Origin of the sequence: Providencia rustigianii, assembly GCF_900637755.1 — a bacterium.
In the GTDB taxonomy this organism is placed as follows: Bacteria; Pseudomonadota; Gammaproteobacteria; order Enterobacterales; family Enterobacteriaceae; genus Providencia; species Providencia rustigianii.
In genome coordinates, this window is sequence record NZ_LR134396.1 from 783,967 (window position 1) to 809,700 (window position 25,734).

Annotated in this window: 19 protein-coding genes; 9 read left to right on the forward strand and 10 right to left on the reverse strand. The window is 40.9% G+C overall.

Going from position 1 to position 25,734, the window contains the following annotated elements; all coding sequences use genetic code 11:
• Window positions 1-107: 107 nt before the first annotated feature.
• On the reverse strand, window positions 108-1,292 hold the full coding sequence (metC, locus tag EL244_RS03520; protein WP_126458792.1) for a cystathionine beta-lyase: 1,185 nt from the start codon (window positions 1,290-1,292) through the stop codon (window positions 108-110).
• 387 nt (window positions 1,293-1,679) lie between these two features.
• Between metC and exbB the strand changes: the two genes are divergently transcribed.
• The 4 genes from exbB (at window position 1,680) to yedF (ending at window position 5,811) form a co-directional block, all read left to right on the forward strand.
• Window positions 1,680-2,624, forward strand: coding sequence for a tonB-system energizer ExbB (gene exbB, locus EL244_RS03525; RefSeq protein WP_126458795.1), 945 nt, complete (start codon window positions 1,680-1,682; stop codon window positions 2,622-2,624).
• A gap of 5 nt (window positions 2,625-2,629) precedes the next feature.
• On the forward strand, window positions 2,630-3,055 hold the full coding sequence (gene exbD, locus EL244_RS03530) for a TonB system transport protein ExbD (protein ID WP_006815805.1): 426 nt from the start codon (window positions 2,630-2,632) through the stop codon (window positions 3,053-3,055).
• Window positions 3,056-4,360: 1,305 nt separating this feature from the next.
• Window positions 4,361-5,575: a selenium metabolism membrane protein YedE/FdhT gene (gene yedE, locus EL244_RS03535; protein ID WP_006815803.1), complete on the forward strand. Its 1,215-nt coding sequence runs from the start codon at window positions 4,361-4,363 to the stop codon at window positions 5,573-5,575.
• Window positions 5,572-5,811 carry a sulfurtransferase-like selenium metabolism protein YedF gene (yedF, locus tag EL244_RS03540; RefSeq protein WP_006815802.1) on the forward strand — a complete coding sequence of 80 codons (240 nt, stop codon included), beginning with the start codon at window positions 5,572-5,574 and terminating at the stop codon, window positions 5,809-5,811. The genes yedE and yedF overlap by 4 nt, the downstream gene beginning before the upstream one ends.
• Before the next feature lie 204 nt (window positions 5,812-6,015).
• On the opposite strand, the gene EL244_RS03545 is transcribed toward yedF, so the two are convergent.
• Complete coding sequence (locus EL244_RS03545) at window positions 6,016-6,525, reverse strand: GNAT family N-acetyltransferase (RefSeq protein ID WP_006815801.1); 510 nt, start codon at window positions 6,523-6,525, stop codon at window positions 6,016-6,018.
• Window positions 6,526-6,755: 230 nt separating this feature from the next.
• Window positions 6,756-7,661, reverse strand: a complete 906-nt coding sequence (gene rdgC / locus EL244_RS03550) for a recombination-associated protein RdgC (RefSeq protein WP_006815800.1) — start codon at window positions 7,659-7,661, stop codon at window positions 6,756-6,758.
• Window positions 7,662-7,837: 176 nt separating this feature from the next.
• Between rdgC and mak the strand changes: the two genes are divergently transcribed.
• Window positions 7,838-8,743, forward strand: a complete 906-nt coding sequence (gene mak, locus EL244_RS03555) for a fructokinase (RefSeq protein ID WP_126458798.1) — start codon at window positions 7,838-7,840, stop codon at window positions 8,741-8,743.
• Between the two features lie 716 nt (window positions 8,744-9,459).
• Window positions 9,460-11,412 (forward strand): bifunctional 2',3'-cyclic-nucleotide 2'-phosphodiesterase/3'-nucleotidase, encoded by a 1,953-nt coding sequence (locus EL244_RS03560; protein ID WP_126458801.1) that lies wholly within the window; start codon window positions 9,460-9,462, stop codon window positions 11,410-11,412.
• A gap of 236 nt (window positions 11,413-11,648) precedes the next feature.
• Here the strand turns inward: EL244_RS03560 and EL244_RS03565 are convergent, their stop codons facing one another.
• From EL244_RS03565 to sbcD, 4 genes are all read right to left on the reverse strand, one after another.
• Window positions 11,649-11,948 carry a hypothetical protein gene (locus EL244_RS03565; RefSeq protein ID WP_126458804.1) on the reverse strand — a complete coding sequence of 100 codons (300 nt, stop codon included), beginning with the start codon at window positions 11,946-11,948 and terminating at the stop codon, window positions 11,649-11,651.
• 446 nt (window positions 11,949-12,394) lie between these two features.
• A complete protein-coding gene (locus tag EL244_RS03570; protein WP_006815796.1) occupies window positions 12,395-12,994 on the reverse strand; it encodes a nitroreductase family protein in 600 nt (199 codons plus the stop codon).
• Window positions 12,995-13,184: 190 nt separating this feature from the next.
• Window positions 13,185-16,868: an AAA family ATPase gene (locus EL244_RS03575; RefSeq protein WP_126458808.1), complete on the reverse strand. Its 3,684-nt coding sequence runs from the start codon at window positions 16,866-16,868 to the stop codon at window positions 13,185-13,187.
• A gap of 2 nt (window positions 16,869-16,870) precedes the next feature.
• Window positions 16,871-18,085: an exonuclease subunit SbcD gene (sbcD, locus tag EL244_RS03580; RefSeq protein ID WP_126458811.1), complete on the reverse strand. Its 1,215-nt coding sequence runs from the start codon at window positions 18,083-18,085 to the stop codon at window positions 16,871-16,873.
• 302 nt (window positions 18,086-18,387) lie between these two features.
• On the opposite strand from sbcD, the gene phoB reads away from it, so the two are divergent.
• From phoB to brnQ, 3 genes are all read left to right on the forward strand, one after another.
• Window positions 18,388-19,077 (forward strand): phosphate regulon transcriptional regulator PhoB, encoded by a 690-nt coding sequence (gene phoB, locus EL244_RS03585; RefSeq protein WP_115163991.1) that lies wholly within the window; start codon window positions 18,388-18,390, stop codon window positions 19,075-19,077.
• A 23-nt stretch (window positions 19,078-19,100) separates the two neighbouring features.
• On the forward strand, window positions 19,101-20,414 hold the full coding sequence (phoR, locus tag EL244_RS03590) for a phosphate regulon sensor histidine kinase PhoR (protein ID WP_112836195.1): 1,314 nt from the start codon (window positions 19,101-19,103) through the stop codon (window positions 20,412-20,414).
• 492 nt (window positions 20,415-20,906) lie between these two features.
• The gene (brnQ, locus tag EL244_RS03595; protein ID WP_126458814.1) at window positions 20,907-22,235 is read left to right on the forward strand and encodes a branched-chain amino acid transport system II carrier protein; all 1,329 of its coding nucleotides are present in this window, start codon (window positions 20,907-20,909) and stop codon (window positions 22,233-22,235) included.
• A gap of 72 nt (window positions 22,236-22,307) precedes the next feature.
• Here brnQ and ggt read toward each other — a convergent pair whose 3' ends face one another.
• The 3 genes from ggt to EL244_RS03610 form a co-directional block, all read right to left on the reverse strand.
• Window positions 22,308-24,014, reverse strand: coding sequence for a gamma-glutamyltransferase (ggt, locus tag EL244_RS03600; protein ID WP_232004563.1), 1,707 nt, complete (start codon window positions 24,012-24,014; stop codon window positions 22,308-22,310).
• Between the two features lie 290 nt (window positions 24,015-24,304).
• On the reverse strand, window positions 24,305-24,907 hold the full coding sequence (locus tag EL244_RS03605; RefSeq protein ID WP_006815789.1) for a peroxiredoxin C: 603 nt from the start codon (window positions 24,905-24,907) through the stop codon (window positions 24,305-24,307).
• A 206-nt stretch (window positions 24,908-25,113) separates the two neighbouring features.
• Window positions 25,114-25,725 (reverse strand): acyl carrier protein phosphodiesterase, encoded by a 612-nt coding sequence (locus EL244_RS03610; RefSeq protein ID WP_006815788.1) that lies wholly within the window; start codon window positions 25,723-25,725, stop codon window positions 25,114-25,116.
• Window positions 25,726-25,734 lie beyond the last annotated feature (9 nt).

Consider the following 25,734-nt stretch of genomic DNA (forward strand, 5'->3'; position numbering starts at 1 on the left):
TATGCCCTCTATCTTACAGGAAAAAAGTTAGGCTAGTTTGATTTGTTCAGGGATTTATTGAAAAGGCAGAGGCTAACTGCCCAGTCATATATCGCGAAAATGACAACCTAAAGACGCTCAAACGCGCGTTGCAAATCATCCATTAAATCTTGAGGATGTTCCAACCCAATATGCACACGGAAAAACGACCCAAGTTTTGGTTGATAATCATATTGGCGCATGCTGATTAAATCTTCGGTTTGATAGCCTAAAATGAGCGACTCAAATCCCCCCCATGAATAGCCCATTTTAAAGTGAGTAAAATGGTCGAGAAATTGACTAAATTGCTCGGGGGATAACCGGTTTTTTAATTGGAATGAAAACAGCCCGTTGGCTCCAGTAAAGTCACGTTTAAAATATTGATGCCCCGGGTTGCTTGGAAGTGCAGGATGAAAGACTTGTTCAACCGCGGGGTGCTCAGCTAACCAATTTGCGATAGCTAAGCTACTGGTTTCGTGTTGTTTTAAGCGAGTGGCTAAGGTGTGTAGACCTCTGCCCGCCATATAAACAGTATCTGGATCTGCGGTTTGCCCAAGTAGATAGGAGTTTTCTCGCAAAGTTTCAATACAGCGCTGATTGGCAACAGCAACGCCAAGCATTCCGTCAGAGTGCCCATTAATATATTTAGTTGCGGACTGAATGGATATATCGGCATCAAACAGTAGGGGTTTTAGGAGTACACCTGCCGCCCAAGTATTGTCAATCATGATAATAATATCCGGGGATTTGTGGCGAACAGCTTTGACGATAGCGGGAAGATCATGAACTTCCATCGTGATAGAGCCTGGGGATTCTAAAAACACAATGCGCGTATTGGGGCGAATTAGGTCGGCAATTTGCTCACCAATCAGTGGATCAAAATAACTTGTCTCAACATTGAGATTAGTGAGGATCTTATCGCAAAAATTTTGGGTTGGATCATAGGCAGAGCCTGTCACCAAAATATGTTCTCCGGAAGAGATAAACGACATAATGGCATTAGTGATGGCAGCGGCGCCAGAGGGATAGAGAACGCAGCCTGCGCCACACTCTAGCTCAGTCATCGCTTCTTGAAAGGCAAAATGGGTTTGAGTTCCTCGGCGACCATACATAAGTACACCATTTGCACGATGACGGATTGCGTGTTTCTTATCTTCGACGGAGTCAAATATCACGGAAGAGGTGCGTTGGATAATGGGATTCACCCCTTTTTGGGTATATTTAGGGTTTCTTCCTAGGTGTACCAACTGCGTTTCAGGTCTAATTTTTGCCATGATATCTTCCTTATTTGCCTTTGCCGATAACCTTATTTGCTAATAAATACTCACGGGAGTAGCTAGGTTATCATCTGAAGTTAAATGATTTCAGCGAATAAGAGCAAGTGTAAAAGTGACTACCTGAATATTCTTCATAATAAAGACATCGATGACCTTAACAGAAAAAAGGGCTTATTTAGCTTACAACAAAGAAATTGCAAAAAATTGCGAATACTAATGATAATTACTATCAATTCGTGCCGTGTTTGATATTATCTGCACATCTTGACGAAAGAGATGGATGGCGTGAGTCAAATTTCGCTTTTAATGGTTAGTCGATGAATGGCACAATCATCGATATAAATTTTTTTATACAACACAAATATAGAGAGTAAAGGCCAACTGATGCGTAAATTAACAGCTTCTATTCTATTGGCGATCGGCTTAATGGGTACAGCGGTTGCTGAAACAACTCCAGCTGTCAGCCCAAGCACACCCGCTACAACTGCAACAACTCAAAATTCAGCAACACCATCAACACCCGCTAATACACCTTCAAATATAGAGGCGACATCAGCGCCTGCAACATCCAACCAAGAATTAACAGTCAACAATACAGTAGTGACTGAAAACGTCGATATTACGACGGATGCTCATGGTGGAGGTTTTGACCAAGATTTATCTGTTTGGGGTATGTATCAAAACGCGGATGTTGTGGTTAAAACGGTGATGATCGGCTTGTTACTCGCATCGGTGATTACATGGGCTCTATTCCTATCCAAAGGAACTGAAATTTTAATTGCTCGTCGTCGTTTAAAATATGAAGCGAAGGCGATTGCAGAAGCTAAATCTCTTGATGAAGCCGTGAGTATTGCTGAAGGGTTTAAATCAGGCAGTATCACTCGTATGTTATTAGCTGAAGCAACCACTGAAAAAATGCTTTCCGCTAACAGTAACGATCTTTCTGGTATTAAAGATCGTACCGGCTTCCGCTTAGAAAGAGCGGTTGCGGCAATCAGCCGTTATATGGGGCGCGGTAATGGCTACCTTGCAACCATCGGGGCAATTTCTCCCTTTGTCGGTTTATTTGGAACCGTATGGGGGATTATGAACAGCTTTATCGGTATCGCACATTCGCAAACCACAAACTTGGCCGTGGTTGCTCCGGGGATCGCAGAAGCCCTTCTCGCGACGGCAATTGGTTTGATCGCTGCAATCCCTGCGGTGGTTATCTATAATATTTTTGCTCGTATGATCAATAACTATCGTGGTCAAGTTGGTGATGTTGCGGCTCAAGCGGCACTACTACTGGGGCGTGATCTCGATCTGGCAAACAGCAAAGCAAGGTAACGATTATGGCAATGCGTTTAGGTGACGAACAAGATGATAGCGGTGAAATGCATGAAATCAACGTAACACCTTTTATCGATGTTATGTTGGTCTTGCTAATTATCTTTATGGTTGCGGCGCCACTGGCTACGGTTGATATTAAAGTGGATTTACCTGCTTCAACCGCTAAGCCTCAGCCGCGCCCAGAAAAACCTGTATTTCTGACGGTGAAATCAGATAGCCAGCTCTTTATTGGTGAGCAAGCGGTCAGTAAAGACCAGCTTGGAATAACATTAGACCAAGCAACGAACACCAACAAAGAAACGACAATCTTTTTCCAAGCAGATAAGACGGTCGATTATGAAACGATGATGGACGTAATGAATGCATTACGTCAATCTGGCTATCTAAAAATTGGTTTAGTCGGAATGGAAGCAACTACAGCTAAGTAGTCGTCATTCCTCTAGGTGCGCTTTACTTTTGATGTTTACTCGCTTGCTATGGAGTAAGTATTTTGAAGTAAGGCGCATTTTTTTGATTGAAATTCATTCTAAATTTAATGAGATTCCCTCCAAAATAATATTTTATTTTATAGTTTCACATCTAAATGGTTTAATTTTTAAGGGGTAAATTTCTCAGATTATTGATGCTATTGTAATATTTAATTCTGATGATTTACTTCGCTTGTAGATACGTATAGCGAGTAAAGTTAATCTAAAATAAACCATTCATATTGTATGGGATTGATGTGGCCTGATACACCATAAATGCATACTCTTAACGAGAGTATGCATTTGTAGTTAAACGATGAATATTCCTCGGATGTCATTGATTAATGCGAAAATAAGCAAAAAATAATATTTTAAGCTAAAATAAGTCCTGTTTTACGCGATGATAATAAATTCCCATAAGTATAAAAAATATTAATATCTTTTAATTTAATTGAAAAAATAAAAAAATCCGGTAATTCATTTGTAATGTATTCTAATATAAATATTATTGATTGAATCATATTCAAGCATAAATAAAATATAAAATAATAAATATTGAAAGAGTTGCCTTTATAATGAGGTAAGTTGATTAACTTACTGTTATAACTAGTTTTTACCCTAATTTCCCAGGGGGACTTAAATAAAATAAAAAAACACTTGCGCAACATTTCTATGACGCTATAATGCAATCAATAACATTTAGAAATACTTTTACATACTTTTTAAATTCCAAATTACTTGTTTTTAAATTTACTAATGCTAGGGAATACATAAAGTCAAAATGAATTTTTAATTAGACTTTATATTAAAAATAAATATAACCACTTAAATTTGAATTTAGATCTGTAGTGTAATTGTTAGAGTGTTTAAATGTTATTACTGAAGTCAAATGGGCTGACTTTAGACTACACATAGCAAAGCTGTAATAAAAAATAATTTAAAATTATACTCCTCTATAAATAATATAAGACTAAAACGCTAAGCGCTATCATATAGATAGCGCTTTTTTTTGTTTGTTTTCAGCATACTCTTAACTGAAAATATTTTGATGTCATCAGATTTGAAATAAGGAAAATCTGATGTGATAAAAGAGCCTAAAATCTAGGCTTAAATCAATATTTCTTAAAATATTTAACGTTTATTATTTCACGATAAAAATGAACAGAGTATGATATGCCCCTCTTCGCTGTGGGGCATTTTAAAAACACATCATACAACGGCGAAATTCTTTGCCAGGTGCTGGCTTGAATAAATCTGGAAGTAACAATGACTTGGTCTGAGTTTAAATCTCACTATCTCATCGGTTTTTGGAAACCGTTACCTGCCGTGATCGCAGCAGGGATTTTATCGACTTATTATTTTGGGTTAACAGGGACATTTTGGGCTGTAACAGGGGAGTTTACTCGCTGGGGTGGGCACATCATGCAATTATTTGGTGCTCATCCTGAAGAATGGGGATACTTCAAAATTATCGGTTTTGAAGGAAGTCCACTCGACAGAATTGATGGTGTAATGATTCTGGGTATGTTTGCGGGTTGCTTCGCGGCTGCGTTATGGGCAAATAATGTCAAAGTTAGAATGCCACAACATCGAATCCGTATTTTCCAAGCCATTCTTGGCGGAATTATTGCTGGCTTTGGTGCACGTTTAGCAATGGGATGTAATTTAGCGGCATTCTTTACTGGGATCCCTCAGTTTTCTCTGCATGCATGGTTTTTTGCAGTGGCAACGGCAGTTGGTTCATACTTCGGTGCTAAATTCACCCTGATGCCAATGTTTCGTATTCCTGTAAAATTGAAAAAAGTCTCTACTGCATCCCCGTTGACACAAAATCCAAATACAGCGAAAAAGCGCTTCAAACTAGGAATGGCTATTTTTGCTGCCGCGATGGCATGGGGCTTCTATACATTGCTAGACTCTCCAGTGATGGGGTTTGCTATCCTTTGCGGCATCGGTTTTGGCTTATTGATTGAACGAGCACAAATCTGTTTTACTTCGGCATTCCGTGACCTGTGGATCACCGGGCGCACTCATATGGCGAAAGCGATTATTATCGGTATGGCAGTCAGTGCGATTGGGATTTTCAGTTATGTACAATTGGGCGCTACACCAAAAATCCTATGGGCAGGTCCTAACGCCATCATTGGTGGTTTACTGTTTGGTTTCGGAATTGTACTCGCTGGTGGCTGTGAAACGGGCTGGATGTATCGTGCAGTAGAAGGCCAAGTTCATTACTGGTGGGTCGGTTTCGGTAATATCATTGGTGCCACTATCCTTGCGTATTATTGGGATGATTTAGGCCCATGGTTAGCGACAGATTTTGATAAGGTCAACCTTCTGGAAACCTTCGGACCTCAAGGTGGCTTGATCGTGACTTATGTTTTATTAGCTATCGCATTTATTTTGATGTTGTTATGGGAAAAGCATTTCTTCCGTAAACGTAATCAAAAACTTGCGAGTGCATCAATGGAGGCCGCATGAGCCAAAAAGAGATAGTACCTGATTATCGATTGGATATGGTGGGTGAACCTTGCCCGTACCCTGCTGTGGCGACGTTAGAAGCGATGCCTTCGTTAAAGCCGGGAGAAATATTAGAGGTGGTCAGCGATTGTCCTCAATCGATTAATAATATTCCGTTGGATGCTAAAAACTATGGTTATAAAGTGTTGGATATTCAGCAAGATGGTCCAACAATTCGTTATTTAATTCAAAAATAACAAATACGCGTCATATTTTGCACTGTCGCGGTGTTGGCTTCATGCGTTAGCCCTAGTCACATACTTGTGTATACTCCTAGGGTCTAACTCATTTGCCGCCTTGCGACAGCACAAACTATTTAGCGTATTTCAGTGATACCCTAAAATATTAAAGCTACCTATCAGTCGTGAAATTACAACTGATTGTTATAGGTGATAGTTCGGTTACTCATCCTGCCAGTTCTCAATATCCAGCACCAGCTCACACTCATCATCGATGTAGCCACCCGTAGGGATAAATCCCAACTTCTGATAAAATTCAAATGGGCTTTCTTCGCCTTCTCCACAACTATTATATAGGCGCGGGTAACCTTTCTTTTTTAAATAGCGGATAACTTGAATTAAGGCTTCACGCCCAAAACCTAATTTTTGATAAGGCTCAGCGATCATAAAGCGCCATAGCATGATCCCATTGTATTCAAGTTCATCATCATCTAAACCAGAATGCAGCATAATGAATCCAACAGGGACATCATCTGCATAAATGCCTCGATACCAAGCGCAATCTGAGAACTGGGCTTCAACCATGGAGTAGGCATTATCTGCCACCATGCTACGCTGGGCTTCGCTCAGTGTATGGCTAAGTAAACAAATTTCGGAAAAATTTTCTGCGGTAACCTTTTGCAAGGAGACTAGAGAACTTTCATCCACTTCCGGCTCGATGAACTCTTTCATAACAATTCCTTCGCTCGAATATTGACCAATAACTCCATAAAGGGAGTGCGCTATTATTTTTTTATTGAATAAATGAAAATTGCTGCTGATTTGTTACGTGAATGTAATTTAATCAACCAGAGATTCGATTGCCAGTCAATGACTTCATTACGGCTATGCAAGCAGGGTCTAAAAAGAAGTGGCAACTTGCAAAAATGCACGCTGCCATCGAGAGATAGGGGGATTAAAAATTACTGTTCGGCTTCGCCACCCAATACATCAATCAAACGGGCGATTAAAGCACTCAGTTCACCCGTCATTAAGATATAGTCGGCATCAAATTTTTGGGCAAAATCTTCTTTAGGGATATCTTCATTTTTATCTTTTAATGTATCGCTGAATTTCAATTTTTTTAGCGAGCCATCATCGGATAACATAAATTGGATCCGTTCTTCCCAATCTAATGCGAGCTTGGTGACTAATTTACCGGCTTCGATATGTGTCGCAATTTCATCTGAGATCAAATCTTGTTTCTTACAGCGAATGATCCCACCTTCTTCTAGAATGGCTTTTAATTCAGCTTCATCCATTACCGCAAAACCTTGCGGTAATGATCCGGAGCGAACCCATTCAGTTAAAGTTAACTCAATAGGATCTTTAAAGGTCAATGGGACGACGGGCAGGGAGCCTAAACTTTTACGCAGTAAGGCCAAATTATCTTCAGCTCGTTTGGCACTCGCAGCTTCGACAATAATTAATTGGTTAACCGTATCAATCCAAATGTAGGTTTTACTGAACTTACTAAAAGCGCGCGGAAGAAGGTCATGAACCACTTCATCCTTTAACGAATCTTTTTCAGTCTTTTTCAGTTTGCGAGCTTGGTCGGCTTCCAGTTTTTCAATTTTATCTTGTAATGCTTGCTTAATCACTGGCGATGGCAGCATTTTATCTTCTTTTTTTGCACAAATAAGAATCTGATTATTGGCTGCATGGGTGAGTGCATCGCCTCCACGCATAGGTGGAACCCAGCCTGTTTTCATCATGTCCTGGCTTCCACATGGGGTATAAGCCAGCGGCGCAAGTTGTCTTTCCAGATCATCCGCGGAGAGTGCCAAGTCCCGATTCAGGCGATAGACCAATATATTCTTGAACCACATGAAAAACCTACCTTTGTCATTGAAAACATGTTTTGCAAGGGGGCTATGATAGCGAATTGTCGGTTATTAAGCGAAAAAAAATGCCCGTAACTTCGTGGCGTTTTACTTTCTACCAAGGGAGCCTAATAATGTAGTGAGACAATTAAATTTAAAATAGGTAATAAGCGAGCGCCATTATGAGAATTGGTATTGACTTAGGCGGTACAAAAATTGAAGTGATTGCGTTGGATGATGATGGGCAGATCTTATTTCGTCAGCGTATTGCAACGCCTCGTGGTGATTACGAAGCGACGCTGGAGGCGATTCAAGGCTTAGTGGGCGCAGCAGAGGCTGAGACAGGGCAAACAGGAAGCGTTGGGGTGGGTATTCCGGGAACCTTATCGCCAGTCACGGGGAAAGTTAAAAATGCTAACTCTACTTGGTTAAATGGCCAACCCTTTGATATCGACTTAAGCCAGCGTTTAGGGCGCCCAGTTAAAATGGCGAATGATGCAAATTGCCTTGCGGTGTCTGAAGCGGTGGATGGTGCAGGGGCTGGCGCTAAAGTAGTTTTTGCGGTGATCATTGGCACGGGATGCGGTGCGGGAATTGCGATTAATGGGCAAGTGCATTCTGGTGGTAATGGGGTTGCTGGCGAATGGGGGCATAATCCCTTACCTTGGCAAGATGACCAAGACCGGTTATTTCTCGCTGGCGAAACGTGTTATTGCGGGTTAACAGGCTGTACTGAACAATTTGTCTCAGGCACAGGGTTTATGGCGGATTATAAAAAACTCGCGGGCGAATCAAAAACAGGTGAAGAAATCATTCAGTTAGCCCAAGAAGGCAACAAGCATGCCATAAAAGCATTTGAACATTATCAAGACCGCCTAGCCAAAGCGCTAGCTCAAGCCGTGAACATGCTAGACCCAGATGTGATTGTACTGGGTGGAGGCATGAGTAACGTGGATGAACTGTATCAAAATCTACCAGAAAAAATTAGCAGATGGGTGTTTGGAAGAGAGTTTGATACGCCAATCCGTAAGGCGGTGCATGGGGATTCGAGTGGGGTGAGGGGGGCTGCCTGGCTCTGCTCTTCTTAATTTGTCCCATAGCGTTGTTAGCTGCTCTCGCTCGCCCTAGTCACATACTTGTGTATGTTCCTAGGGCCTCACTCATTTGCTGCCTAGCCATAGAACAAATTACTTTGAGCATAATGTTTATTCATGAGCACAGCGCGAATTATTTAGCGAAAAATGCCGTAAACCCTCGCCCAATGCGGGCGGGATATAAGAGCTTGTAAATAGGCAGTAGGTAAAAAATAATCTCAAATCTCAAATCTCAAATCTCAAATCTCAAATCTCAAATCTCAAATCTCAAATCTCAAATCTCAAATCTCAAATCTCAAATCTCAAATCTCAAATCTCAAGCTTTCTCAATCAACTGCTCGATGAAATAGAAAAAATCATTCTAAAAATAACTTAAAAGTTGCTTAGTTGATCAAGTGGAATATGAAATAGGTTCTAGTGAGTTATTTTGTGAATAGATTATTTTGTCGATAACTCAAATAATGAAGGGGGATATTTGAAGATAAATCTATTTTTGTGAGCCATATAAAACTCAGGATTCATAAAAAGACTAAAACCGTGATTTAGTCACAGAAAATGGTTACTGTTTGCAATGTATTATCATTAAAACTTGATATCTAACACACAGTAACCTGTTTTATTTCAATTGCAGTTGGAATTTTAGCCAACAGCCAATAAATGAATCTGGAATTTTCGAGAGGCATTCTCTCAAAAGGCAGCTAAGGGGATTTATCGTGAAAAAGGTTTTACAACTCTCATCTCTGGCATTGCTGGTGGCATTCAATGTCAATGCAGCAACTGTTGACCTACGTGTAATGGAAACATCCGATGTTCACAGTAACCTGATTGACTTCGATTACTATAAAGACAAGCCAACAGAACAATTCGGTCTCGTACGCACGGCAACACTGATTAAAGCAGCTAAAAATGAAGCCACCAACGCGATTTTGGTTGATAACGGTGACTTAATTCAAGGTAGTCCGTTAGCAGATTACATGGCAAATAAAGGCTTAAAAGAGGGCGAATCTCATCCCGCTCATAGCTTGATGAATACCATGGGTTACACGGTCGGTAACTTTGGTAATCATGAATTTAACTTCGGATTAGATTACTTAAAACAAGCCATTGCAGGGGCTAAGTTCCCATACGTTAATGCCAATATCGTGGATGCTAAGACGGGTAAAAATTACTTCAATCCATACATTATTGTGGATACCCCAGTTAAAGACCGAGATGGCAAAACCCAGACTATCAAAGTGGGCTACATTGGTTTTGTACCACCACAAATCATGATTTGGGATAAACCTAACTTAGAAGGCAAAGTGAAGGTCAATGACATCACTGAAACTGCGAAGAAATTTGTTCCACAAATGAAGAAAGAGGGCGCTGATATTATTGTCGCGATCCCGCATTCTGGTTTCTCTCAAGAGCCATACAAAGCGATGGCAGAAAACTCAGTTTATTATCTCAGTGAAGTTCCGGGTATCAACGCAATCATGTTTGGCCACTCCCATGGTGTGTTTCCAAGCAAAGAGTTCGCGGATATCAAAGGTGTCGATGTTGCTAAAGGAACCGTGAATGGTATTCCTGCTGTCATGCCGGGACAATGGGGAGATCACTTAGGGGTTGTTGATTTAGTTGTGAATAACGACAGCGGCAACTGGAAAGTGGTTGAAGCACAAGCTCATGCTCGCCCAGTCTATGATAAAGCCAATAAAAAGGCGCTGGTGGAGCGTGATGAAAGTCTGGTCAAAATTATTGAACAGCAACACCAAGGAACTCGAGATTTTGTCGGGCAGTTGATCGGTAAAGCATCTGAAAATATGTATAGCTATTTGGCATTGGTGCAAAGTGACCCTACCGTACAGATCGTCAATGATGCACAAATGGATTATACCCGTAACTTTATCCAAGGTGACCCTGATCTGGCAGATTTACCAGTATTAGCTGCGGCTGCACCGTTCAAAGCGGGTGGACGCAAAAATGCTCCGGCTGAATTTGTGGAAGTCGAAAAAGGGGATTTAACTTTCCGTAATGCGGCAGATCTCTATCTATATCCAAATACATTAGTGGTTGTTAAAGCAACCGGATCCGATGTGGTTGAATGGTTAGAATGCTCTGCGGGAATGTTCAATCAGATTGATGCTCAGTCTACAGCGCCACAAAGCTTAATTAACTGGGATGGTTTTAGAACGTATAACTTTGACACAATTAGTGGTGTAAATTATCAAATTGACCTGACTCAGCCAGCGAAATATGACACTGATTGCCAAGTGGTTAATAAAGATGCTAACCGTATTAAACAGGTTACATACCAAGGCAAGCCGATTGATCCAAAAGCAACGTTCTTGATCGCAACCAATAACTACCGTGGTTACGGTGGTAAATTTGCCGGAACAGGTGATAGCCATATTGCGTTCGCTTCCCCAGATGAAAACCGTTCAATCTTAGCGGCTTATATTGCGAAAGTATCGAAAGAGAAAGGTGAAGTAGTCTCTAAAGCTGATAACAATTGGTCATTTACACCAATTAAAACAGATAAAAAATTAGATGTTCGTTTTGAAACTTCGCCAAGCGAGAAAGCTGCCGAATTTATTAAACAACATGCTCAGTATCCAATGAAGCAAGTCGCTACCGATGATATTGGTTTTGCTATTTACCAAGTTGATTTAACTGAGAAATAATTTAAGCAGTAAAAGTAAGTCTTTAAGCCTGTCTGAATGTCAGGCTTTTTTTTCATATGAATGTTTTGCGGATGACATTTATATGAAAAAAATAATTTAAGGGAGTAATGGATGTTTATTGACCATTTAAGGTGCCAATAAAATAGACTTTAGGTGTTAAATAGAGCTCGAGGAGCTAAAGCAATGGAATAATATCGACTCCTCGAGCATACAGACTTATTTTCTCGGTAGTTAAATTATTCATAACGCACGTTCAACATTGGTAATTTACTGGATTTGTCATATTCGACTTTGACATACTCAGATTCAACTTGTTGCCCATTTTTTAATGAGCCCGAAGCGGAAACTGTTTTGCCGTTACGATAACACTCAACATTAACATTCGTTTTCTCTGAGACATTAACTTGGCATTGCGGTTCATAAACATAACCACTAAATGAAACTGTTCCTCCTGACGACTGGCTTGTATTATTGGCGAAAGAACAGCTGGAAATGAATATTGCAACAACAGTTGTTAATAAAGATAAACGTTTCATAGTCCACCCCCTTTATAACACTGACCCACCATCCAATAGTGTTTTGTGCTCTCATTTTTAGTGTAGTTCAAATATCGATGATGCAAAAAGAAAATTTTAATCTATACGTAAATACTAGTATTTTTAGAATATAACATATTGATATCAATCAAATTAAAGTTTGGTTTTTATTTCATGCTATTGATTAACAAATTTAATTGTTATAAATAAATGACCAAAATATAAAATATAAATATTATTTTTGAATAGGGTTGGTTAATTTTTATTAATATATTCTATGGCAGATTTAAATGTAGATATATTCCTAATAGGTTGGAGTTTTATATTGTTAATAAATTAATGATAATATGGTTTGGTGAATAGGATTATATGACAGGGAAATGACGGAAAATAAAAAAGGTTTCTGCGAATGCAGAAACCTTTAAGTAAAAATCTTTCAGGATAATTTATTTAAAAACTTTGAAACGAACATCATCGTCCATAAAGTCTTTATCACCAGCAGGCTGTTCAATTGAACCAAATACCATTTGAGCACGTAAAATCCAATTAGCTGGAATATTCCACTCTTTTTGGACTTGATTATCAATTAATGGGTTATAGTGCTGCAGTGATGCCCCCACATTTTCCTGGGATAAAGTCGTCCATACAGCCAGTTGCGCCATACCGCTCGCTTGTTCTGACCAGATAGGGAAATTATCTGCATACAGTGGGAATTGTTCTTGTAAGCCAGTTACAACATTTTCATCTTCAAAGAATAAAACGGTACCCGCACCGGCGATAAAACTATTAATTTTTTGCTCAGTTCCAGCAAAAGCCGCTTCTGGTACGATAGCGCGTAAAGCTTCTTTGGTGATATCCCACAGTTTTTTATGTTCTGCGCCAAATAACACAACAATACGTGAAGTTTGTGAGTTAAATGCGGATGGAGAATGTTTGACGGCTTCTTTAATCAGTTCAGCGACTTTCTCTTCTGAAATTGGTAATTTATCGCCTAAGTTGTAAATAGTGCGACGATTTTTAATCATTTCGATAAATGCATTAGACATTTTTGTCCCCTTGCTTTTGTGTAGAGCACGGCAATTTATTGAATAACTTCAGAAGCCGTAACTTGTTTTGTTGTTAACAACTATAGCGCTATCAATTCGAAATCATAGAAAAAAAATTTAACCTATATATTCAAATTTTTGCAATAAGCACTAAAAAATCAATTAATTCATAACGATATGCTATTTTTTGTCAATTAATACGATATTGACTAGGAAGCTCACTAACACCAAGACCATTGGTTTTTTTTACGAGAATTTGAACGGGGATGCGCTCTTTCATGGCTTCCACATGGCTGATGACACCAATCGTTTTTCCCGATGCATTAAGGCTTTCTAAAGCATCAAGGGCAATGTCTAAAGTCTCAGCATCTAAAGTGCCAAAACCTTCATCTAAGAAGAGGGATTCTAGTTGGGTTCGATTACTAACCATATCAGACAGCGCAAGGGCTAGGGCTAAACTTACCAAGAAGCTCTCTCCCCCAGATAACGTCTTTATATCGCGTACACTATCAGCTTGCCAACTGTCGATCACTTGCAGTTCAAGGTTCGCTAAGTGACTACGTTGGAGTAGGTATCGACCATGTAATTTATCGAGTTGTTGATTTGCCAATGAGACTAAACAATCGAGAGTAAGCCCTTGAGCATAACGGCGAAATTTATCCCCCTCAGCAGACCCAATTAAACTGTTTAAATAACTCCAATCATCGTAACTTAATTGGCTCTGTTCAATTTTATTCAATAACTCTCGTTGCTGATGGCGCTGTTGTTTATCCGCATCTAATTGACTGATTAGCCGTCCTTGCTGCTGATTTATCTCTTTAATTTCTATATCTAATTGGTGCAATGCCTGCTGAATTTGTTCCAATGATAATTCTGAGAAATCACTAAGTTGTTGTTGTTCATGGTTAGTGATTGCTAACTGACATTCTTTATAACGCGTTTCGCTTTGCAGTAATTGCTGGGAAACTTGTTGTTTTAATTGCTCCAGCTGCATTTTTTCTTCTGCTGGGAGCAAAGCCCTAAGGAATTGTTCCTGAGTATCGAATGGGCTACTGGCCAGTGATTCAGAGAATTGATTTTGTACTTGCTCATATCGATGGGTTAACTGTTTAACGAGTTCGTTAAGTTCTTTCAAGCTACCTTGTAAGGCTGCCATGCTCTTCTCAACATGGCTGATTTGTTGCGTTAGCCCCTCTATAGCAAGGGAGAGCTGAGTTTGTTTTTCCTGCATTTGGGTGACAAACGCATTCACTGTCTGTCCTTCCAATAAAGTACGGCGTCGAGCCTGCTGCTGTTCCAATTGTTGGCTTAGCTGTTGTAATTGCTGTAAATCTAAAGTGATTTGTTGCTCCAACTGACTTTTGTGGACGGTTTCAACGGTGAGAGCCGCAGTATTGACGTCAATTTTTTGAGTGAGTTGCTGAGCTATCATTTTTTGTGATTCGTAGCGTTTCGAACGCTCTTCAATATCCATAAACCAAGGCTCGAACTGCTCTTGGGTTGGTCGTGCTAACTTGAAGGGCGCGAGGGATGCTTCTAATTGTTGAACTTGCTGTTCATAACGCTGTTGCAGGGTTTGGTGCTCTACTTGGTTTTCAGTTAGTTGTTGTCGTTGATGTTTTAAACGTTCATCCAGTAAGGCTAACTCAGCTTGCTGTTGCTTGGCTTGAGTTTGCTGCTCATGCAATTGGTTTTTGGCATTTTGGTATTGGCGCTCTAATTGGGCAAATTCATTGAGCATAGCTTGCTGGCTTGTTAGCTGGTTTTGTAATTCTGTTTGTAGCTGCTCAACAGCGAGTAATTCTTTGGCTAATTCAGGTGTAAGTGCTTGCTCACAGATTTGTTGCCATTGTAAGTCGAGTGCACTTAATTGTTCAGTTAATTGCGAGCTTTGCTGGATATTCTCTTGCTGGCGCTGTTTTTCGGCTTGTAGAGATGCTTGTAGCTCAATAACATGCTTTTTTTCAGACTCAATTTGGTTAGCCAGTGCTTTTAATTGCTGCTGAGTTTGATTGACGGTTATCCCTTGATATTCATGTACGGCGGGATGCTCCAACGAGCCGCATAATGGGCAAGGGGTGCCTGCTAATAATTGTTGGCGTTCCTGCTCTAAGCTAACAATTTTTTGCTCAAGCTGTAATTTCTGCTCTAAAATTTGTAATTGTGGTTGTAACTGAATAACACGTTCTTGGACGGTTGTACTTTGTTTTTCTAGCTGAGTAATGGTTTCAATTAATTGATTTTGTTGATGTTGTAGTTTCTGTAATTGCTGTTTTTTATCGGTATGCTGGGTGATCAGCATCGGAAGTAAGCGAGCATGTTGTAAGCGAGTTTGTAGCTGAGAAATGGCAAGGTTGGTTGCGGCAATATCTAGCTTAGCTTGGTTTTCTTGGAAATGTTTTTCGAGCTGAGCAAAAAGATGTGTTTGTTGCTCAAGCGCTTGTTGAGTTTTCAAAAAAACAGATGATTTTTGTTGCTGGTCAAGTTGTATAACGCTCTGTTCTTTTGTGATAACCAACTGTTTTTTAATATTTTTCTGTAGAAGCTCCTCCAGTTCATAAATGAATTTTCCTTGTTGTTGCCAGCTTCCTAGATGAGAGCTTATTTGTGCGTCTTGCTGATGCTCCAGTAGAAAGTTATTTGTTGAGGATAATTCACGACTGAATTGTGCAATTTGGTTCGTGGTATTGTCGACTAACAGCTGTTTTTGTTGATAGTCAGACTGCAATTTATGGAGCTGCTCAGTGAGTTCATTTTTTTGCAGACTAAGTTGAGTGAGTTGGTTATCTAATGGGCGAACTTCATTATCGATCACAGAAGTCATTTTTTTTACCCACTCAATATGTTGAGTATGGTTCTGCTGAGCTTGTGTGAGTTGAATTAGCAGCGGTTCATGCCGCTTTTGCTCTGTTTCTAAAGCATGAGCCAGTTGTTGCTGTTTTTGTGTCTGTTCTTCAAGTGAATGTTGAAGATTTTGGACTTCTTGCCATAGTGGGCGCAGTGATTCTGCTGGAGTGCTTGCGGCTAATTTCTGTAAACTTGGTTCTGCCGCTTGGTATTGCAGCTGAGCCTGTTGAAGTTCAGATTGCAGACGTTGTAAATTCAGCGAAAGCTGCTGATGCTGCTGATACCACGTTAGCGCTTGCTGATGACGGTTTTTATTTTGACTGATTACGCGCTCTTGATCGGCTAATTGTTGCTGTTTTTCAACAATATCTTGGTGCTCCGATTCGGTTAGCAAATTTATGCTACTGGCTTGTGCGCGTAGTAGGTCGAGATCGGTTTTGGCTTGTTTGTGTTGGTTATAAATATAAACCGAAATCTGGCTATAAATTTCAGTTCCTGTAATTTCTTCAAGCAGGTCGGCGCGTTCTTTTTCTGACGCATTCAAAAAGGCGGCAAAATCCCCTTGGGATAGTAAGATTGATTTCGTGAATCGACCAAAGTCCAATCCGGTTATTTGGGCTATTTTTTCACGGACTTCGCTAATTTTTTCTGCAAGAATTTTACCATCAACAACGGTCGCCAATTCGGCTTTTGGTGGTTGCAGTTTACCATCTGCTTTATTGCCTGCTCGTCTTTGACTCCAAAAGGCGCGATAAGCAATACCTTTAACTTCAAATTCGACCTCAGCTAAACAGTCACCAGTATGGCGAGTCATTAATTCGTTTTGCCCAATGGATATTTGACCTAAACGTGGAGTTTGGTGATATAGGGCAAGACAAATAGCATCTAAGAGGGATGTTTTCCCTGCGCCGGTTGCGCCAGTAATGGCAAACAAACCATGACTCGCAAATGGCTCTTCGGTGAAATCAATTTTCCATTCACCTTTCAGGGAGTTAATATTTTTTAAACGTAAACTTAATATTTTCATTTTTATTCTCCCTGTCCAGAACGCAGTATGGCATAGGACTGTTTGAATAGTTGTAGCAAACGTTGCTCTAATTCTTTGTCTTCTAAAGACTCTTGTGCTAAGCGGCGAGAAAAAACTTCTTCGGCAGTCAGCTCGCTTAGTGCTTCATTTGATTTTGTATTACTTTGCTCTTGAAGGAGCTTTCGAGCTCGGCGCAGGCGAACGACTTCCACAGAAAGTGGTTGGGTGATTTCTTCTATGCGCTGCTGAATATCCCCCAAATAGTCTTGAGGTGCGACTTCAATATCTAACCATACTGGTTGGTCACTAACTTGTTCTTTTAGTGCGTCAAGTTGTTGCTCAAGCTCTTTTAATGAGCCCTTTAAGCTTTGAAGCGGTTGTAAAACCGGGATAGGCAGTAGAGTGACATCGACAAAATGGTGACCATCAAATTCAACTAAACAGACACTTTTTTGCTGTTGTGCTTCATCAAAACTTAATGCAATTGGTGAGCCGCTATAACGAATATGCGGTTGCCCTCCAATCACTTGGGAGCGATGAATATGCCCTAGTGCAATATAGTCAGCGGGAGGAAATGCGCCTGAAGGAAAAGCATCCAGCGTACCGATATAAATATCGCGAACAGAATCAGTAAGAGCAGCTCCCACGACGGTTAAGTGCCCTGTGGCAATAATTGGGATATCTAATCCGAGGGATTTACGCAGCTCAACAGCACGTTGGTAGCAATGCTGGTAATAATCATGAATTGCAGTTTGTAATGAAAGCTGTTTTTCTTCGCTGGTTTGTCCGGCAACGCTGGTTTGAATATCCCGAGGACGTAAAAAAGGGATGGCGCAAACTAGCCCTGTGGGCTGGCCATGTTGGTCTTTCAACGTAATGATATGGGGTTCGCCACCTGAAGTAATGACATGGGTATTAAGGTAGCGTAATAATTCACTCGACTCATTTAGCACGGAAACTGAATCATGGTTACCGCTCAATATCACGAGTTGGCAACCTGTCTGCTGTAAATCAACGATAAATTTATTATATAGCTCACGGGCGTAACTTGGTGGCGCGCCAGTATCGAATATATCCCCTGCAACAATCAGTGCATCGACGTGGTGTAATGTTATTTGCTCAATCAACCAATTCAAAAAGTGTTGGTGTTCTGCCGCTCGACTTTTGGTGAAAAAGTATTGTCCGAGGTGCCAGTCCGAAGTGTGGATGATGCGCATGAGCTGTCATTTCCTATGATTATTACACTTTTTACTATACTAAGATGCAATGTGTTTATTGGAGAACAGTATACCCTATAGGGATAATATGATGGCAAAGTCCGATAAAATAGTTGCGAAGCGCTTCGCAACGAAGGCAGGAATGTGTCACTGTAGAGGGGGTTTATGTTGCACTTAAATGACATTTAGTTGTTAATCTAGCGATGGATCTGAGTTTTGCATTGAGGCATTCATATTTCTGTCACAAAACTGACGCATAATGCGTTCACATTAAAAATCTCTTCTTATTTACAGGAACAATCATGGCAAGACGCATTCTAGTTGTTGAAGATGAGGCGCCCATCCGAGAAATGGTTTGTTTTGTATTAGAACAGAACGGTTTCCAACCGACAGAAGCCGATGATTATGATTCTGCAATCGCACAGTTAGTCGATCCTTTACCTGATTTAGTCCTTCTAGATTGGATGATCCCTGGAGGTTCTGGGATTCAAGTTATCAAACACATGAAACGCGATAGTGCGACGCGTGATGTTCCTGTCATGATGCTCACTGCGCGTGGCGAAGAAGAAGACCGCGTAAAAGGGCTTGAGGTGGGAGCCGATGACTACCTTATTAAACCTTTCTCACCAAAAGAATTAATTGCTCGGGTGAAAGCTATCTTGCGTCGCATTTCGCCAATGGCAACGGAAGATATTATTGAAATGAACGGGTTAGTGTTAGACCCCACTTCTCACCGAGTCACAAGTAATGAAATACCCATTGATATGGGACCCACTGAATATAAATTACTCCATTTCTTTATGACGCATCCTGAACGAGTTTATAGCCGTGAACAGCTACTTAATAATGTATGGGGCGCAAATGTTTATGTTGAGGATAGAACGGTGGATGTGCATATTCGTCGTTTAAGAAAGGCACTTGAGCAGGAAGGGCATGATAAAATGATACAGACGGTACGTGGTACAGGCTATCGCTTCTCTGTTCGTTATTGAGAAACCATTAGGGAGAAACATGGGTGCTTGAACGCTTATCAATAAAACAGCTGGTTTGGGGGCTGTTTTTATTTATTTTACCCGCATTAATATTGTCTATTTTTATCGGTCATCTTTCATGGCTGCTGGTGATTTCATTGCTGGCTGCTTTATTATGGCACGGTTATAACCTCTTAAAATTATCTGACTGGCTATGGCTTGATAGAAGTATGCTTCCACCAGAAGGGAAAGGCGGATGGGAGCCTATATTCTACGGTATTTATCAGATGCAGCAGCGTAACCGTAAGCGTCGCCGTGAACTTGGGCAATTGATTAAACGCTTTCGAAGTGGGGCTGAATCACTTCCCGATGCTGTCGTGATGATGACGACGGAGGGAAGTATTTTCTGGTGTAATCGGCATGCTCAGCAACTTCTGGGTTTTCGTTGGCCTGAGGATAATGGACAACATATCTTCAATTTACTGCGTTATCCTGACTTCAGTCGTTACTTTACTGTCAAACAGTATGAACAAGCGTTGACCATCGAATTGAACAGTGGGGAAATTGTTGAGTTTCGTATTTTACCTTACACCAGTGGACAGTTATTAATGGTTGCTAGGGATGTGACTGAAAAGCGCCGACTGGAAAAAGCGCGTAGAGATTTCTTTGCTAACGTCAGCCATGAGTTACGTACGCCACTGACCGTTATCCAAGGGTATCTTGAAGTCATGGATGATCAAGACGGAATTTCACCAATCAATAAAAAAGCGCTCACGGTGATGCAAGAGCAAACCCATCGAATGGATAACTTGGTGAAGCAGCTGTTGCAACTATCGCGTATTGAAGTTGCACCACATATCAATCTCGATGAAGAGATTAATATGCCGGTGATCCTCAAAATGATTGAGCAGGAAGCGATTAGCTTAAGCCAAGGGCGCCACGAGTTTGAATTTAATATTGATGAAAAACTACGGGTGTATGGTAATGAAGAACAGCTACGCAGCGCCGTAGCAAACCTTGTGTATAACGCAGTGAATCACACTCCAGAAGGCACTAAAATTAAGGTGACTTGGCAGAGAAACAGCAGTGGTGCACGGTTTAGCGTGAGTGATAATGGTTCAGGGATCCCTGCAGAGCATTTACCTCGACTAACTGAACGATTCTATCGCGTCGATAAGGCTCGCTCTCGTCAAGGCGGAGGTGGTACAGGGTTAGGCCTTGCAATTGTCAAACATGCCGTTCAGCACCATAGCAGTCAATTATCGGTGACGAGCCAATTAGGCAAAGGAAGTGAATTCGCATTTACCCTACCGAATGTATTTATTGTTACTGATAAAAAGTTGATAGAGAAAAACTAAGATAAAAACAAATCTTGGTAATTAAATCATATAATTACCAAGGTTTTTTATCTTGTTGCTCGTCTAAAATTGGCGTAAAAATTAACGGTTACACTATATTTTTGTTTTAATCCTGCAATTTTCTTCATCTTATCCTGCTAGTTTTCATCTTAAGTGACTAAATAATGTTTTATTGCTTAATTTTTAAGCTGAATATATAGTGGATATTGCAATTTTACTGATAGTAATCACTGGTTCTTAAATTTAGTTTGGTTGTTTGTTCTTGTTTTAAGGTTTGCTATTGCCTTTTTCCCCTATAAAAGTTTTACTTGTCGCCAGTTATTGGCGATTTTTACTGTTTTTTGATGTTTAGTATTGCAAAGCTAACTAAGACATGCATTTTATATTGTTAATGCCATGTTAATCAGAACTCTATTTCGTCATATATGTTTCAATAGGTTATTCTTGAAATATCCTATTTTGTCTCCGTAAATTACTAAAAATTAACATATTATGGCTCATCGTTTATCATCCAGAGATATTATTGCTTTAGGTCTTATGACCTTTGCATTGTTTGTTGGTGCTGGAAATATCATTTTCCCACCAATGGTCGGCTTACAAGCAGGGGATCAAGTGTGGACTGCGGCACTGGGTTTCCTTGTTACTGGAGTCGGTCTTCCCGTTCTTACTGTTGTTGCTCTCGCTAAAGTTGGCGGTGGTATTGAAGCCCTCAGCACGCCGGTTGGTAAAGTGGCTGGGCTTTTATTAGCTATCGTTGCGTATTTATCTGTTGGTCCACTATTTGCGACACCTAGGACGGCAACTGTTTCCTATAAAGTCGGTATTGCACCATTGCTGGGTGGCGAATCAGAAATTTCGTTATTTATTTACAGTGCGATTTATTTCGTTTTAGTGGTCGGGATTTCTCTGTATCCAGGAAAATTATTGGATAGTGTTGGGCATATTCTTGCACCTGTTAAAATTTTAGCGCTGGCGGTGTTAGGTATTGCTGCTGTCATGTGGCCTGCCGGTGAGCCGATTATGGCGACTCAGGCATACCAAGAAATGGCATTCTCCAATGGCTTTATTAATGGTTATCTGACAATGGATACCTTGGGAGCCATGGTATTTGGTATCGTCATTGTTAACGCCGCCCGTTCCCGAGGAATTGAAAACTCATCATTACTGACTCGCTATACAATGTGGGCTGGTTTGATTGCTGGTGTATTACTGACCTTAGTTTATCTTTCTCTGTTTAAATTAGGTGAAAATAGCGGCTCGCTGATCCCTAATCCTGCTGATGGCGCAGATATCTTACACGCATATGTCCAATATACATTTGGTGATTATGGAAGCTTCTTCCTTGCGGTATTGATCTTTGTTGCTTGCATGGTAACGGCGGTCGGCTTAACGTGTGCTTGTGCTGAGTTCTTTAGTCGCTATGTATCGATTTCTTATCGTAAATTAGTCTTAATTCTCGGTGTATTCTCCATGGTTATTTCGAACCTTGGATTAAGCAAATTAATTGCGTTTTCATTACCTGTACTTGTTTCGATTTATCCACCTTGTATTGTGCTGATTTTAATGAGCTTTACATTGAGATGGTGGCGTAATCCGACGGTTGTCATTGCTCCAACAATGTTGACGAGTTTTGTGGTTGGCTTGATTGGTGCAGTGAAAGCAACTGAGAGTTTGAAAGCGTACATTCCTGATTGGATGACTTCAATTCCACTGTATGAGCAAGATTTAGCATGGTTGTTACCATCGCTGGTAGTGCTAGTGATTGCCGCCTTGTGCGATAGATTGATAGCCCCATCTTCTGAGCAGCATAAACATGCTTAATATTTTGTGAGTGCTCAATGAAATGCCAGCTGGCGATAAATCAGCTGGCATTTTCGCTATTACGGTAGCAAACTAATTCACACCAACGGCGCTGCCCGCAGGGCGACGAACATCATTGGAACCGTAGATAAATCCTTCACGAACCTTACCTGAGACCGCAGAATCATTACCTGACGATTTAGCGCTGACGCCTGCACCATCTGGAATACCAATCATAATCAGCTCTGCTGCACCCCATGGGGTCTGCTCTACCATTTTGTAACCCATCTTATCTAATAGGGCTAATGAGTCTTTAGAAACGCCTCGCTGCTCATAATAAACCTCATCAGGTAGCCATTGATGATGAATTCGTGGCGCATTGACGGCTTCTTGAGGTGGCATACCATGGTCAATAATATTCAAGGCAGTTTGTAGTGTAATGGAAATAATCCGTGAACCACCCGGAGAACCAAGCACCAAGAATACTTTTCCATCTTTAGTCACAATTGTCGGGCTCATCGATGATAGTGGGCGCTTACCGGGGGCGATTGAGTTACGCTCTCCTTGAACTAACCCATACATATTCTTCTCCCCCACTTTAGTGGTGAAATCATCCATTTCATCGTTGAGGAAAAAGCCTGTTCCTGGGGGAATGACGACAGAGCCAAAACGACCATTTATGGTATAAGTCGTGGAAACGGCATTGCCTTTATCATCAACGACAGAATAGTGGGTGGTTTCTGGTTTTTCGTGGGGCCCCATGCCGGGTTGGACTTGAGTGGATGGCGTCGCTTTATTTGGAACAATCTCTTTGCGCAGATCGGCGGCGTACTGCTTGCTGAGCAATTTGTCCGTTGGATTATTAACGAATGCTGGGTCACCCAAGAAGGTATTTCTATCCATATAGGCGTGGCGCATGGCTTCCGTCAAAGTGTGAATATATTCGGCGGAGTTAAAGCCCATTTCTTTCAGATCGTAACCTTCTAAGATATTTAATGTTTCACAGATAGTCACTCCGCCAGAGCTTGGTGGTGGAGCCGAAATAAATTTATAGCCGCGATAAGTGCAGCTCACAGGCGTAGTATCCGTAATGGTGTAGTGAGCGAAGTCTTGGGCCGTGAGGATACCGCCATTTTTCTTAGAAGCCTCTTCGACAATTTTGGGGATCTCTCCCTCATAGAAAGCGACGGGACCATTATTTGCTATCTTTTCTAATGTGTTAGCCAAATCAGTTTGTACAAGACGATCTCCAGGTTGGTAAGCACTCCCATCTGGTTTTAAGAAAATACGTGCGACTTCTGGATCTTGTTTGAATCGTTCGGTTGTTGTATCCAAAACATCGGTATCAGCACGAGTTAAGATAAAACCGTCTCTTGCTAGCTTAATGGCGGGTTTCATGACCTGCTGACGATCCATTGTTCCGTATTTTTCCAATGCGTAATCTAAGCCTTTTACTGTGCCGGGAACCCCAGAGGCTAGATAGCCATACAAGCTAGCATCTTTAATTAACTGACCATTTTTGTCCAAATACATATCGGCACTAGCGGCTTTTGGTGCAGTTTCTCGGAAATTAATAAAGATATCTTTTCCGTCAGCCAAGTGGAGGGTCATAAAACCACCGCCACCAATATTGCCACAGCAAGGGTTGACGACAGCTTGGGCATAGCCCACAGCAACGGCAGCATCGACGGCATTTCCTCCAGCTTTGAGAATATCTGCACCCACTTGTGAAGCGAGATGTTGAGATGAAACGACCATTCCTTTTTGAGCTTCTACTGCGGGTTCAGAGGCCGCGTACAATTGTGTGGAAACCAATAAGGACAGCAGTAATACAGAAAGACTCCATGATTTTTTATCATTCGTATCTCCCGATTGTGAAGAAGGATATTGGGCTAATTATGATATACAGCTAATTAATAAATTGTTAATTATTTGTATCAAATATGTATATCATGATTTATTCAAGAGACTGAGGGATAAGAGTGAAAAGTGTTAACAAGGTAGAAAAAATTTGAGATAGGTGTGGGGCTTATGGGGTGAAAAACAAAAATGCCGGCATAAAGCCGGCACTTAAAACTGACTGGATAGAATTACAGACCAGTTGCGTTTTTAGTCAGGAATGCTGCAACGCCTTTTGGAGATGCATTCATGCCTTCTTTACCTTTTTCCCACTGAGCTGGGCAAACATCACCGTGCTCTTCGTGGAATTGCAGCGCATCAACCATACGCAGCATTTCGTCGATGTTACGGCCTAATGGCAGGTCGTTAACCACTTGGTGACGAACAACACCGTTTTTATCAACTAAGAAAGAACCGCGCAGAGCAACGCCTGCTTCAGGGTGCTCGATGCCGTAAGCTTTCATGATTTCACGTTTGATATCAGCAACCATCGGATATTTAACTTCACCAATACCGCCGTTATCAACTGGCGTTTTACGCCATGCGTTATGAACAAATTCAGAGTCAAAAGAAACACCAACAATTTCTACGCCGCGTTTTTTGAATTCTTCATAGCGATGGTCGAATGCAATCAGCTCTGAAGGACAAACAAAAGTGAAGTCCATTGGCCAGAAAAAGATCACAGCTGGACGACCATTCAGGTGGCTTTTCAGGTTGAAATTATCAACAATTTCACCATTACCAAGAACAGCAGCAGCAGTAAAGTCAGGGGCTTGACGTGTTACCAGAACCATAATTTACTCCTATGAGTTTTAAGGGTATCTATCTCCGCAATGACCGTAAAGCCTGCGGGAAAATCTCTCCATAGGATAAAGATTTATCTTATGGGAATAAAGGCATTAAAACCGATTAATATGATAGTTTTTACCTATCAATTGTACTCATTTAATAAATTAATATCAATAAGATAGTTTTATTCCATTAAAGTGCAAGTTTTAATTTATTCCGATGCACGTAATGTGAACTCTTGGGCAAAAAATTGTTGCTTAGCATTGTCGATCATCAGTGGATAAAATTGAAAGAAAATGTCTTCAAGTTCCACGTAATTAAGTAAAAAATCATCGAAAGACCCACTTAACGCACTTAGCTTTGGACGTCGCCTTGCCATGCCATTTAAGGATTTCCCTATGTACTCCTTTTCGCCGTAGCGAGTTAGCCATTGTTGTGACCAGAGATACTCATTTAACTCCTGAAATTTTTCAGGGGTATGACATAAATGGGGTTCAATGATTAGCCGGGCAGAATGTAAAAATTCAGGGAGTGAAATATGTGTTTCAATGCGATGCCAATATCGAGAAAGAAAATGATCCCAAACGAGATCTAAGGTAATAGGTGCGACTCGGCGGTATTCTTCTCTAAATAGCGCGCGTGCTTGCTTAACCAGCGGGTGGGTATCAGTGATCCTATCCACCGCTCTGTGCATTCGGATCCCCGCTACAATCTCTGGTGAATAGTTCCCAGCAGGATTGCCGCGTACATAGTCAGCCATCATGTTACCCAAAAGTGAACTTTTGGCGAGGTGTGCGAGGTGAAGATGAGCAAGATAATTCATGCGGTTACT